The sequence below is a fragment of the Microbacterium hydrothermale genome (genome assembly GCF_004854025.1).
Lineage (GTDB): Bacteria > Actinomycetota > Actinomycetes > Actinomycetales > Microbacteriaceae > Microbacterium > Microbacterium hydrothermale.
Map to the genome: position 1 here is coordinate 1 of NZ_STGM01000014.1, position 12,997 is coordinate 12,997.

Below are 12,997 nucleotides of genomic sequence, written 5' to 3' on the forward strand. Positions count from 1 at the left end.
CCCACCCGGATGCCGGGACCCCCGCTCGCGCGGAGGTCCCGGCATCCACCCCCCACCCTCCCCCGCGTGAGTCGCCAGGAATCGTCGCTTCAGACCCCCTCGAAGCGACAAACCCTGGCGACTCACGCCCCACCGCACACCACTCCCGGCATCGCCCACCCCTCGCGTGAGTCGCCATGAACCGTCGCCTGGGAGCCCCCGAAGCGACAAACCCTGGCGACTCACGCGAAACAGACCCCACCCCGCGCCGCGCGCGGAGAGAGAGACCGCCGTGCCGCTGGCCGACATGCCCGACCTGCTCGCCGCGCACCGCGCGGTCGGGGCCTTCAACTTCATCACCCTCGAGGTCGCCGAGGCCGTCGTCGCGGGGGCCGAGGCCGCTGAGACCGGCGTGATCCTCCAGCTCTCGCAGAACGCGATCGCCTTCCACGGCGGGATCGCACCCGCCGCCACCGCCGCCCTGCGCCTGGCCGAAGCCGCGCGGGTCGACGTCGTCGTGCACCTCGACCACGCCACCGACGAGCCGCTCGTCGACGAGGCGTTGGCCGTCGGCATCCGCTCCGTCATGTTCGACGCGGCCCACCTGTCGGATGCCGAGAACCTCGAGCGCACCGCCGCCGTCGCCACCCGCGTGCACGCCGTCGGCGCCTGGATCGAGGCCGAGCTCGGCGAGATCGGCGGCAAGGGCGCCCACGCGCCGGGCGTGCGCACCGACGTCGCCGAGGCCGCGCGCTTCGTCGCGGCGACCGGGGTCGACGCCCTGGCCGTGGCCGTGGGCAGCGAGCACGCGATGCGCGAGCGCAGCGCCCGACTCGACGAGGCGCTCATCGCCGAGCTGGCCGCAGCCCTGCCCGTTCCGCTCGTGCTGCACGGCTCGAGCGGTGTCGCCGACGCCGGGATCGACGGCGCTGTGCGCGCGGGCATGCGCAAGATCAACATCGGCACGCACCTCAACACCGTCCTGACCGCGGCCGTCCGCGACGAGCTGGACCGGGATCCGGATGCCATCGACCCCCGCCGCTGGCTCGCCCCCGGCCGCGCGGCCGTCGCCGGCGAGGTGCATCGCCTTCTCGACGTCATCACCGGGCGGGTCGTCAGCGAGGTCGGTGCATGAGCCGCATCGTCACCCTCACCGCCGCCGGAGCGATCGACGCCACCTACCGCGTCGCGTCGCTGCGCCCCGCGACCTTCACCCGCGCCGACAGCTACACGCGCGAGGTGAGCGGCAAGGGCGTCAACGTCTCGGCCGCCCTCGCCGCGGGCGGCGCCGACACCGCGGCTGTGGTGGTGCTCGGGGCGGACGACGTGCGGTTCGCCCGCTGCGGGTTGACCGCCCCTCTCCTTCGGATCGTCGAGGTGCCCGGCGCGACGCGGGTGAACACGTCGATCATCGACGCGGTCGGCGCCACGACCAAGGTCAACGCCCCGACCCCGCCGCTGTCGATGCAGGCGTGGGATGCCACGGTCGCGGTCCTGCGCGAGGAGCTCTCGACCCGCGGCGACGCGTGGCTCGTGATCTCGGGGAGCCTGCCCGAGCTCGCCGGCACCGGGGAGATCGTCGACCTCGGGGGCGTGCGCGATCTCGCCCGCGAGCTGGGCGCCCGGATCGCCGTCGACACGAGCGGTGCGGCGCTCGATGCGCTGCTGGCCGATCCGGCCGGCATCGACCTGCTCACCCCGAACGTCGACGAACTCGCAGCGGCCGTGGGCCGCCCGCTCGCGACCCTCGGTGACGTCGTGGTCGCGGCGCGCGAGGTCGTCGCCCGGGGCGTGCAGACGGTGCTCGCGAGCATGGGCGCCGACGGACTGCTCGCCGTGACCGGCGACCGCGCGGTGTTCGCGCGCGCCGACGCCCCCTACGTCGCCAACACCGCCGGGGCGGGAGACGCCGCCCTCGCGGGCTTCCTGCTCGGTCTCACGCGCGCCCCGGCCGCGTCCGCCGCGGGTGCCGACGCGCTCGCGGTCGCCGCCGCGAGCGCCGCGGAGTGGGGGGCGCACGCCGTCGCGCACGCCTCGACGGTCGTGGCGGGTCCGCCGCTCGGCATCCGGGCCCTCGTCGAGACCTCGCCCGACCTCTCCCGCGTGCTGACCGCTGAGGGGGATGCTGCTCCGGCGCCCGCCGCCGCTCGACGACCCCAGGAGACCGCATGAGCACCCTCGCGCCCGAGATCACCGCGGCCGTGGGCGATGCCTCGCGCCTGCGCACCCGCGCGATCGATCGCGTCGCCTACGCCAACGACGCCTCGCACTACCTCCTCACCCCCGAGGCCGTGGTGGTCGCCGCCGACGCGGCGGAGGTCGGCGCGATCCTGCGCGCGGCCACGGCCTCGCGGACCCCGGTGACGTTCCGCTCGGGTGGCACGAGCCTGTCGGGGCAGTCGTCGGGCGCGGGGCTGCTCGTCGACGTGCGGCAGGGGTTCGGGCGCGTCGACGTGCTCGACGGCGGACGCCGGGTGCGCGCCCAGCCCGGGGCGACGGTGCGCCAGGTCAACGCGAGGCTCGCGCGGCACGGCCACCGCCTCGGTCCCGATCCGGCGAGCGAGGCCGCCTGCACGATCGGCGGCGTCGTCGCGAACAACTCCAGCGGCATGGCCTGCGGGACGGCGGAGAACTCGTACCGCACCCTCGAGTCGCTCGTCGTGGTGCTGGCATCCGGAACCGTCGTCGACACCGCGGACCCGGATGCCGACCGCCTGCTCGCCCAGCGCGAGCCCGCCCTCGTCGACGAGCTGATGCGCCTGCGGGAGCGCGTGGTGTCGGATGCCGCGAGCGTCGCCCTCATCGAGCGGCAGTTCGCGATGAAGAACACGATGGGGTACGCCCTCAACGCGTTCCTGGACTTCGACACCCCCGCGGCCCTGCTCGCTCACCTCGTCGTGGGATCGGAGGGGACTCTCGCCTTCGTCGCCGAGGCGACGTTCCGCACGGTGCCCATCCGCCCCGCGATCGCGACGACGCTCGCGGTGTTCCCGACGCTCGACGCCGCCACCCGTTCGCTTCCCGCGCTGGTGGCGACGGGCGCGGCGACCCTGGAGCTGATGGATGCCACGTCGCTCCGCGTCGGCCAGCGTCTGGCGGGCACGCCCGCGGCGATCCACGGCTTCGAGGCCACCACCCAGGCGGCGCTGCTCGTGGAGTACCACGCGGACGATCCGTCCGTCCTGCGCGAGCTCGCCGACGCCGGGGGGCGCGTCCTCGCGGAGCAGCAGCTGCTCGACCCGGCCGTCTTCTCGAGCGACGCCGCCGACCGCGCGGCCGCGTGGACCTTCCGCAAGGGCCTCTACGCCTCGGTCGCCGGCGCGCGACCCTCGGGCACCACCGCCCTGCTCGAAGACGTGGTCGTGCCGGTCGAGCGCCTCGCCGACACGTGCGAGGGCCTGCAGGAGCTGTTCGCGCGCTTCGACTACGCCGACAGCGTGATCTTCGGTCACGCCAAGGACGGCAACATCCACTTCATGCTCACCGACCGCTTCGAGGGGGCGACGGCCCTCGGCCGGTTCGAAGGCTTCACCGACGCGATGGTCGACCTCGTGCTGGGCGCCGGCGGCAACCTCAAGGCCGAGCACGGGACGGGCCGCGCGATGGCGCCCTACGTGCGACGCCAGTACGGCGACGAGCTGTACGACGTGATGGTGCGACTGAAGCGGGTGCTCGACCCGGGCGGCATCCTGAATCCGGGCGTCATCATCGACGACGATCCCGCCGTCCACATGCGCAACCTCAAGACCCCCGTCTCGATCGAGCCCGAGGCCGACCGGTGCGTCGAGTGCGGGTACTGCGAGCCGGTGTGTCCGAGTCGGTCGCTGACGCTCACCCCTCGCCAGCGCATCGTCGTGCGGCGCGCGTCGACCGCCGCCCGTGAGCGCGGCGACGGAACCCTGGCCGCGGAGCTCGAGAAGGACTACGGCTACGACGGCGTGCAGACCTGCGCCGTCGACGGCATGTGCCAGACGGCCTGCCCCGTGCTCATCAACACGGGCTCGCTGATGAAGCGGTTTCGCCGCGAAGACGCCAACCCGGTGCTCGCCGCGGGCTGGTCGGCCGCGGCGACCGGGTGGGGAGCGGTCACGCGAGCGGGTTCCGCGGCGCTCTCGGTCGCGTCGGCGCTGCCGACGCCGGCGGTGCGGACGGTGACGGATGCCGCCCGCGCGGTGCTCGGCACCGACACGGTGCCGCGCTACTCGGCGGAGTTGCCGAGCGGAGGGTCGTCGCGTCGCTCGCTGGGCTCCGTCGTCGGGGCTCCGGGCGCGGAGCCCGTCGCGGTGTTCCTGCCGGCCTGCGTGGGCAGCATGTTCGGCCCCGCCGACGGGATCGGCGCGACCGCCGCGTTCACGCGCCTGCTCGAGCGCGCGGGGGTCGCGGCGGTGGTGCCCGACGGCATCGACGCGATGTGCTGCGGCACGCCCTGGTCGTCGAAGGGCTACGCGAAGGGGCACGCGACGATGTCGGCGCGCGTCCGCGCCGCGGTGCGCACGGCCTCGCGCGAGGGGGCGCTCCCGGTCGTGTGCGACGCGTCGAGCTGCACCGAGGGATTCGCGGCGACCCTGCGCGACGAGGGCGTGGAGGTGATGGATGCCGTGGCCTTCGCGGCATCCGCTCTGCTCCCGCGTCTCACGGCGACCCCGGTGGCGGAGCTGCTGGCGCTTCACCCGACGTGCTCGTCGAAGCAGTTGGGCATCGACCCGGCGCTGCGCGCGGTGGGGGAGGCCGTCGCGACCGAGGTGCGGGTGCCCGATGCGTGGGGCTGCTGCGCCTACGCGGGAGACCGCGGGATGCTGCACCCCGAGCTGACCGAGGCGGCGACGGCTCCCGAGGCGGCCGAGGTCGCGGGATGGGGTGCCGACGCGCACGCCTCGTGCAACCGCACGTGCGAGCTGGGGATGACGAAGGCGACGGGGGAGTCGTACGTGCACGTGCTGGAGCTGCTGGAGCGGGCGACGCGGTAGGAGACGGAGCCCTCTTCGTCGGCGACGGCTCCCGAGGCGGCCGAGGTCGCGGGATGGGGTGCCGACGCGCACGCCTCGTGCAACCGCACGTGCGGGTCCGACCGGGCGCCCTCGTCGGCGCGGACTGACACGATGGGGGGATGGACGAGACGAACGGGCTGATCGCGGTTACCGGAGGATCGAGGGGGATCGGCGCAGCCGTCGTGGAGCGTGTGGCGGCCTCCGGCCATGACGTCCTGATCGGATTCCGCGAGGACCGCGACGCGGCGGACTCCCTCGCGGATCGCGTGCGCGAGGCGGGATGTCGCGCGGCGATCGCCCGGGTCGAGACGACGGACGCGCGGTCACTGGATGACTTCTTCGAAGCAGGGGAGGCCCTCGGACCCCTTTGCGGAGTGGTCGCAGCGGCCGGCGCTGTTCGCGCCGTCGGTCCCCTCGCCGATCTGGACCCGGGGGACATCGCGCAGGATCTGAACGTCAACCTTCTCGGAACGGTGCTGACCGCGCGGGCGGCCATCCCGCACTTGTCGCGCACGAGCGGATCGATGGTCCTCATCGGATCAGCGGCATCGACGATCGGCAGCCCCGGGTCCTACGTTCACTACGCCGCCGCGAAAGCGGGTGTCGCAGCCCTCACCGTCGGACTTTCGAAGGAGCTCGCCGGCGCCGGAATACGCGTCAACTGCGTCGAGCCCGGAACGATCTGGACCGACTTCCATCAGGACCCGCAACGGCCCGCGAAGGTTGCGGCGTCCATCCCCTGGGGACGAGCGGGCGAGCCTCGGGAAGTGGCCGCAGCTGTTGCGTGGCTGCTGTCCGCGGAAGCCGGATACACGACGGGAGCGACTCTGCGCGTGGCCGGCGGGCTCTAGTGCCGCGGGTGTCCCCGGATGCATCGGCCAGAACGATCACCTCGGGACGCTGGGTGATCACAGCGCGCAGGCGGGACAATGAGGGCATGCGAGCGGGGGACTTCGATCTGACGATGGACGAGCTTCGCGCCGTGGCCCGATTCGCATCCGACTGCGCGGAGGAGCTGCTCCCCGTTTTCGAAACGGTCGCCCCGAACGACCTCCGGCCGCGCGAGGCCATCATTGCGGCGCGCACGTTCGCCGGTGGCGCTGCACGATCGAACCTGCAGCGAACAGCCGCGGTCGCGTCGCACCGGGCAGCGAAAAGCGTCTCCGAGGAGACGGCCCGGCTCGCCGCGCTCGCGTGCGGCGATGCCGCAGCGGCCGCCTACCTGCACCCGATCGCGAAAGCGTCGCAGGTCGGACACATCCTCCGCGCGGCTGCCCTCGCCGCACGGGTGGCCGAGCTGAGAGCGGGCGGCACGGACCACGAGGGAGTCCGCCGGCAACTCGACCGGGCCCATGCGCCCGTGCCCGAGATCCTGCGTCGATACCCCGCCGCCCCCTCGGGTGGCTCCCGGGTCGCACAGATCATCCAGCAACTCGACTCGGCCATTCGAGAGCGGAGTGAAATCCCTCCACGACGCGGCCACGACACGGGCACGCCTCCGGGGAGCGCCCGCTCGGTCGGATAGGCCCCACCCGTGAAGGCGGCACCGAGCCGCCTCCACGGGGACGTGGGTCAGGCGGCCATCGCGCCGTAGCGCTTGTGCCCCTTCACGTCGTAGCGGTCCAGCATCATGACCTTCGACCAGACCTCGACGAAGTCGCGGACGAACCGCTCCTGCCCGTCGGTGCCCGCGTAGGCGTCGGCGATCGAGCGGAGCTGCGCGTTCGAGCCGAACACGAGATCGTTGCGCGACGCCCGCCAGCGCGCTTCGCCCGTGGCCTGGACGCGGCCGGTGAAGGTCGACGCGGTGTCGTCGTCCTTGGTCCAGACCAGATCGGTGTCGGTCAGGTTGACGAAGAAGTCCGTCGTCAGGACGCCGATGCGATCGGTGAACACCCCCCGGTCGGATCCGTCCCAGTTGGCGCCGAGGACGCGCAGGCCGGCCGTCAGGACGGCCCACTCGGGCGCGGTGAGCGTGAACAGGTTCGCCTTGTCGAGGAACGCCGCCTCGGGCGCGACTCCCGGGGCGAACTGGTCGAAGCGCTCGGACACGAAGTTGCGGAAGCCGTCCGCGACCGGCCGGAGCCACTCGAACATCTCGATGTCGGTGAGCTCCTGCGTCGTGTCGACGCGGCCCGGAGTGAACGGGACCTCGGCGTCGGAGCCCGCCGCCCGCGCGGCCTGCTCGACCGCGGCCGTGCCGGCGAGGACGATGAGGTCCGCGAGCGAGACCCGGCGTCCGTCCGACGCGGCGGCGAAGTCCGACTGCACGGACCGCAACGCCTCGATCACCGGGAGGGTGCGGCGGTTGATCGCCCAGTCCTTCTGGGGCGCGAGGGCGAGACGTCCGCCGTTCGCCCCTCCCCGCTTGTCGCTGTCGCGATAGGTGGAGGCGGCGGAGAAGGCCGTGTACACGAGGTCGGACACGGACAGCCCCGTGTCGAGGACGGCCTTCTTGAGGGTCTCCACGTCGGCCTCGTCGAGGGCGGGGCCTTCGGCGTCGGGCAGCGGGTCCTGCCAGAGCAGGTCGTCGGCGATGGTGACCTCGGGGCCGAGGTAGCGGTGCTTCGGGCCCATGTCGCGGTGGGTGAGCTTGTACCAGGCCTTCGAGAACGCCAGCGTGAAGAGGTCGAAGTCGGCCAGGAAGCGCTCGCACACGGCCCGGTACTCCGGGTCGACCTTCAGGGCGATGTCCGAGGTCATCATCATGAGCGGGTTCATCTGCCCCGGCACGTGCGCGTCGGGGGTCTTCGGCGCGTCCGGGTCGGTGGGCGTCCACTGCAGCGCGCCCGCCGGGCTCTTCGTCTGCTCCCAGTCGTACGCGAACAGGTTCTCGAGGTAGGTGTTGTCCCACTGGATCGGGTTCGGCGTCCAGCTGCCCTCGATGCCGTTGGTCGAGGTGTTCTCGGCGTTGCCGCTGCCCACCGGGTTGTGCCACCCGAGACCCATCGACTCGATCGGTGCGAGCTCGGGCGACGGGCCGATCTTCGACGCGGGCACCTGGCCGTGGCTCTTGCCGAACGCGTGTCCGCCGGCGATCAGGGCGACGGTCTCTTCGTCGTTCATCGCCATGCGCGTGAAGGTGATGCGGATGTCACGGGCCGAGCCCATCGGGTCGCCGTTGGCGTACGGCCCCTCGGGGTTGACGTAGATCAGGGCCTGGTGCGACGCGGCCAGCGGGCTCTGCAGGTCGTAGTCCGCGTCGCCGTTCTCGCCGTGCCAGCGTTCGTCGCGGCTGACCATCTCGTCGGGGCTCTCGACGTTGTGCGGGTTCCAGACCTCGGGTCCCCACCAGGTGCCGTCGTCGGGCTCCCAGGCGTCGAGTCGTCCCCCGGCGAAGCCGTACGTCGGCAGGCCCATCAGCTCGAGCGAGCAGTTTCCGGTCAGGACCATCAGGTCGGCCCACGACAGCGCGTTCCCGTACTTGTGCTTGATCGGCTGAAGGAGGCGACGGGACTTGTCGGTGTTGCCGTTGTCCCACCAGCTGCCGATCGGGGCGAAGCGCTGCATCGCGGTCCCCGCCCCGCCGCGACCGTCGGCGATGCGGTAGGTGCCGGCGGCGTGCCAGGCCATGCGGATCATCTGCGGGCCGTAGTTGCCGTAGTCCGCCGGCCACCAGTCGACCGAGGTGGTGAGCAGCTCCTTGATGTCCGCCTTCAGCTCATCGAGGTCGATCGTGGCGAACGCGGCCGCGTAGTCGAAGTCGGCACCGAGCGGGTCGGCTGCGACGCCGTTGCGGTGCAGCAGCTCGACCTTCAGTCGCTGCGGGTACCAGCTGTCGAGGCTCGGCGCCTGTCCGAAGGTGCCGCCGAGGTGATCGCCACCCGCCGGGAGACGGCCGGCCATGTGGTAGCTGCAGGTGTTGGTCGCGTCATCCGAGCTCATGTGTGCTCCTTCTGGTCTCGAGCGGGGGAGGGCAACTTCGCCGAGGTCGGTTGCGACACGATCACGAAAGGGAAGTTGCGCGAATGGGCCCAGAGTAAGCAGCCGCAGCGCGGCGCGCTATGGAACAAAGGGAATCCCCAGCAGGGGTTCCTATTGGCGTAAGGTGTGCGGCCGACGTCGTTCAGGAGCGCGGTCGCCCGGGGGCCATGACCCTCGCGCGCGGGCCGTTTCCGGCGCGCGGCGGCGGACGGCGGGCGTCGTTCCCGCCCGTGGCCGACGGCTGGTCGGGTGCCGCCGCGACGGTCAGGCGATCACGCCGGGACGAGCCGCAGCGCCCCCGCTGCGGTGGCCTCGATACGCAGGGCATCCAATCCGTCGACGACCAGGTCGGCGGTCAGTTCCTCTTCGGAGGTCGTGCCGGTGAGGGCGATCACCGCGCAGCCCGCGGCGCGGGCGGCGGCGATGCCGGCCGGGGCGTCTTCGACGACGAGGCAGCGCGACGGATCCACGCCCAGGCGCTCGGCGGCGAGCAGGAACGGCTCGGGGTCGGGTTTGCCGTTGACGACGTCGTCGACCGTGACGAACACCGCGGGCCGGTCGTATCCGGCGGCGGCCAGGCGGGCCGTGGCGATCGGCACCGAGCCCGACGTCACGATCGCCCGACGCTCGGCGGGCACGGCGTCGAAGAACACGTCGGCCCCGCGGATGGGGTGCAGGCCCACGGCATCCCTCACCTCGAGATCGGTCACGTGCGCGAGCGCCTCGGCGTGACGCTCCGCGGGGAGCAGCAGGCTCACGAGCGTGCGCGCGGGCTGGCCGTGGTTGGCGTGCAGGGCCTGCATCGACACGTCGAAGTGCTCGGCGAAACGCCGCCACGACCGCACGACGGATGCCGTGGAGTCGACCAGCGTGCCGTCGAGGTCGAAAAGCACGGCGTCGAACTCGCGCGAGAAGATCGCCGCGCCGGGGTCGACCGGGCGCCTGCGACCGAGCGCGGGGAGCAGTCGCGCGAGCTGCTGGGTCGTCGTGAGCTCCGCGTCGACGCTGAGGACGTCGATCGCGGGGGCGACGGACGGGGTGTCGGGGCGGTGCGCGTCGCGGGAGGCTCCCCGAACGGCGCGACGCGAGGCCAGCACCGCGGGGTCGCCGTCGACGTGCACGACGATCGGCTCGGTGGGGAAGAACGCGTCGCGCAGGGCCTGCCACTCGTCGCCCCCGGCGAGCTCGGCGGTGAACGGGGCGACGACGACGACGCGTCCGGCGGTCGCGAGGACGTCGGCGGCCGTGGCGCGCAGGGCGGCGTAGCGCCCGGAGCGGATCGCGCCCGCGTGCGGCGACGTGAGCCAGTGCCCGCCGAGGGTCTCGGGCGGGAGCGCGTCGAGCAGAGGCGTGGTCACGCTGTCGAGGTCGATCAGGGCGGCTCGCAGCTCCGCCGCGAGCGCTCGACCGAGCGTGCTCTTGCCGCTTCCGGCGGGTCCGGCGACGACGACGGCGAGCGGATCGGGTATTTGACACGACGACGGCATGCCCCCACCATAGACGTAGCAAGTCACCGGTGTCATGCTCGTCATTCCGGGACTCGAAGAGGTTCCGGAAAGGACGGCCGCTCATGCACGACACCGGTGACATGGTGCGGGGGTCGGAGCGCCTGCACGGCGGCATCGACCTCGGCAGCACGGGCATCAAGATGCTCGTCATCGACGACGACGGCATCGAGATCGCCGGCGCCCAGGTGCCGACGCCGTGGCGCGTCGGCGAGGCCGGCACGACCGACATCGAGGCCGAGGACCTGATCGCCGCCCTACGCACGCTCATCGGCCTCGTCGACGCCGAGCTCGCGCCGCAGACCTCGACTCCGCTCACCTCTCTCGCGGTCGCCGGCATGGGCGAGACCGGCATCCTGATCAACGCCGACGGTCGCGCGGTCGCCCCCGGCTTCGCGTGGTTCGACCCGCGCGGGTGGGAGCAGATCGCCGCCTTCCCCGACGCCGTCCGCGCGGAGTTCGCCGGGCGCACGGGCCTGCCGCTCGGCGCGCAGGTCAGCGTCGCGAAGCTCGCGTGGCTGCGCGACCAGGGCACCGACCTCGCGGGGCTCCGCTGGCTCGACCTGCCCGAGTTCGTCGTCGCCGCGCTCGGGGGAGACATCGCGCTCGAGCTGTCCCTGGCCTCGCGCACGGGCCTCATCGACCAGGACTCCGGCGCCGCCTGGCCCGCGATGCTCGACGCCCTCGGCATCACCGCCGACCTGCTGCCGCCCCTGCGCGGCGGCGGACTGCCCTGGGGCACGGCATCCGCGGATCTCGGTCCCCGCGTCGCGGGCGCAATGCTCACCGTCGCCGGGCACGACCACCTCGTCGCCGCCCAGGCCAACGGAACCCTGGATGCCGACGGCTACCACGTCTCGCTCGGCACCGCCGAGGTGCTGCTGCGGGTGCTCGACGCGCCCCTCGGCTTCGCGGCGCGGCAGCGCCTCGCCGACGCGCTCATCAACGAGGTGCGCCACGTCGTCCCCGGCCGGCACGTGCTCGTCGCCGGGGTGAAGACCGGACTGCTGCTGCGCCGGGCGCTGCACGCGGCCGGGATCAGCGACCGCGCCGGGCGCGATGAGCTGGATGCCGCGGTCATGGCCCTGCCCTACGAGGGCGAGCTGCCGGCCGGGGCGATCGAGGTCGCCGGCGCCCGCAACGACGACGGCGTGCTGCGGCTGACCCTGCACACCGAGGCGAGCCCCGCCGAGATCTTCGGCGCCGTGCTGCGGCACAGCAACGACGAGATCGCCCGTCTGATCGCCGCCATGGACCGCGAGGTCGCCCCCGCCACGCACTCGACGCTCACCGGCGGCTGGGCGGGCATGGCCTCCGTGCGCCGCGCCCGCGCCGAGGTGCTGCCCGATCCGTCCCTGTCCACCCGCGAGCAGGACGTCGCCTACGGAGCCGCCGACATGGCGCGGCGGCTCGTCACGGCATCCGTCCCATCCTGACTCCCCACCCGCCGCGCCCGTTGCGACCCGACGCGCGAACAGACCACCCGCGCCGACCGGCGCGAATGAACCCCAGAGAAGAGAGATCATGAACGCCCTCACCACCATCGAGCGCCGCGCGCTCCAGTCGATCAGCACCCCCGACGGACACATGCTCATCGTCGCCGCCGACCAGCGCAACGGCATGAAGGCCGCGATCAAGGACGCCCCGAACGGCTCCGACGCCATCTCGCGCGAGGAGCTCGCCGAGGTGAAGGCCGACCTCGTGCGCCACCTCGCCAACCACGCCCCCGCGATCCTGCTCGACCCCGAGGTCGCGCTGCCTCAGATCGTCGACGACGGCGTGCTCGCCCGCGACACCGCCCTCGTCGTCGGTCTCGACGCCTCGGGCGCCGAGACGGTCGACGGCCTGAAGTACACGCGCTACGTCCCCGGGACCACGCCGCACTCGATCCGCGAGCAGGGCGCCGACGTCGCCAAGATGCTCTGGTACACCCGCCCCGACAAGCAGGACGCCGACTCTCGCGTCGCGCACGAGATCCGCGACCTCGTGCAGGCGTGCGAGGCCGAGGGCCTGCTGCTCATCGTCGAGCTGCTCACCTACCAGCTCGAGGGCGAGAGCGACGAGGAGTACCAGGCGAAGTTCGCCGACCTCGTGGTCGACGGCGCCGCGCTGGCCGTCGCGTGCGGCGCGAAGATCCTGAAGCTGCAGTACCCCGGCTCCGCCGAGGCGAGCGCCCGCGTGACCGAGGCCGCCCAGGGCGTGCCGTGGGCCGTGCTCTCGGCCGGCGTCGACCACGAGACGTTCATCGAGCAGGTGCGCACGGCCGTCGCCAACGGCGCCTCGGGGGCCATGGCCGGTCGGTCGCTGTGGAAGGACAGCCTCTCGATCGACGCCGACCGCCGCGAGGAGCTCCTCTCGGGTCGCGCGCTGCCCCGCCTGCGCGAGCTCGCCGACGCGGTCGACGGACGCTGAGATGACCACGCCCGCCCGGCGCCGGTCGCGTCCGCCGGCCGGATCCGACCCCGGTCGGACCGGCTCTCCGCGGGTGCACGCGGGGGACGGATGCCGCGGTGCCGGGCGGGTGGACCGGGGGACCGGCCGGATGGTCTCGGACGCGACCACGGGCGGGGGCGCGGCATCCGGTCGCCGCTCCCCGGCGCC

At 73.1% G+C, this 12,997-nt stretch carries 9 protein-coding genes; 7 read left to right on the forward strand and 2 right to left on the reverse strand.

Annotated elements, in window-relative coordinates:
* Positions 1 to 271 precede the first annotated feature (271 nt).
* The 5 genes from FB047_RS16630 (at position 272) to FB047_RS16650 (ending at position 6,492) form a co-directional block, all read left to right on the forward strand.
* Positions 272 to 1,114 carry a class II fructose-bisphosphate aldolase gene (locus FB047_RS16630; RefSeq protein ID WP_338095145.1) on the forward strand — a complete coding sequence of 281 codons (843 nt, stop codon included), beginning with the start codon at positions 272 to 274 and terminating at the stop codon, positions 1,112 to 1,114.
* Positions 1,111 to 2,151 (forward strand): 1-phosphofructokinase family hexose kinase, encoded by a 1,041-nt coding sequence (locus tag FB047_RS16635; RefSeq protein ID WP_136588324.1) that lies wholly within the window; start codon positions 1,111 to 1,113, stop codon positions 2,149 to 2,151. The genes FB047_RS16630 and FB047_RS16635 overlap by 4 nt, the downstream gene beginning before the upstream one ends.
* A complete protein-coding gene (locus tag FB047_RS16640) occupies positions 2,148 to 4,946 on the forward strand; it encodes an FAD-binding and (Fe-S)-binding domain-containing protein (protein WP_205823103.1) in 2,799 nt (932 codons plus the stop codon). Before FB047_RS16635 ends, FB047_RS16640 begins: the two co-directional genes overlap by 4 nt.
* A gap of 140 nt (positions 4,947 to 5,086) precedes the next feature.
* Positions 5,087 to 5,818, forward strand: coding sequence for an SDR family NAD(P)-dependent oxidoreductase (locus FB047_RS16645; protein WP_136588325.1), 732 nt, complete (start codon positions 5,087 to 5,089; stop codon positions 5,816 to 5,818).
* Between the two features lie 113 nt (positions 5,819 to 5,931).
* Positions 5,932 to 6,492, forward strand: coding sequence for a putative immunity protein (locus FB047_RS16650; protein WP_205823105.1), 561 nt, complete (start codon positions 5,932 to 5,934; stop codon positions 6,490 to 6,492).
* 47 nt (positions 6,493 to 6,539) lie between these two features.
* Here FB047_RS16650 and katG read toward each other — a convergent pair whose 3' ends face one another.
* Both katG and FB047_RS16660 read right to left on the reverse strand, forming a co-directional pair.
* On the reverse strand, positions 6,540 to 8,852 hold the full coding sequence (gene katG / locus FB047_RS16655) for a catalase/peroxidase HPI (protein WP_136588326.1): 2,313 nt from the start codon (positions 8,850 to 8,852) through the stop codon (positions 6,540 to 6,542).
* A 311-nt stretch (positions 8,853 to 9,163) separates the two neighbouring features.
* Entirely contained in the window at positions 9,164 to 10,423 is a 1,260-nt protein-coding gene (locus tag FB047_RS16660; RefSeq protein WP_205823107.1) for an HAD-IA family hydrolase, read from the reverse strand.
* 38 nt (positions 10,424 to 10,461) lie between these two features.
* Between FB047_RS16660 and FB047_RS16665 the strand changes: the two genes are divergently transcribed.
* Together FB047_RS16665 and FB047_RS16670 are read left to right on the forward strand one after the other, a co-directional pair.
* Positions 10,462 to 11,832, forward strand: coding sequence for an FGGY family carbohydrate kinase (locus FB047_RS16665; protein WP_205823109.1), 1,371 nt, complete (start codon positions 10,462 to 10,464; stop codon positions 11,830 to 11,832).
* Positions 11,833 to 11,920: 88 nt separating this feature from the next.
* Positions 11,921 to 12,808 carry a tagatose-bisphosphate aldolase gene (locus FB047_RS16670; protein WP_136588327.1) on the forward strand — a complete coding sequence of 296 codons (888 nt, stop codon included), beginning with the start codon at positions 11,921 to 11,923 and terminating at the stop codon, positions 12,806 to 12,808.
* Positions 12,809 to 12,997: the final 189 nt, after the last annotated feature.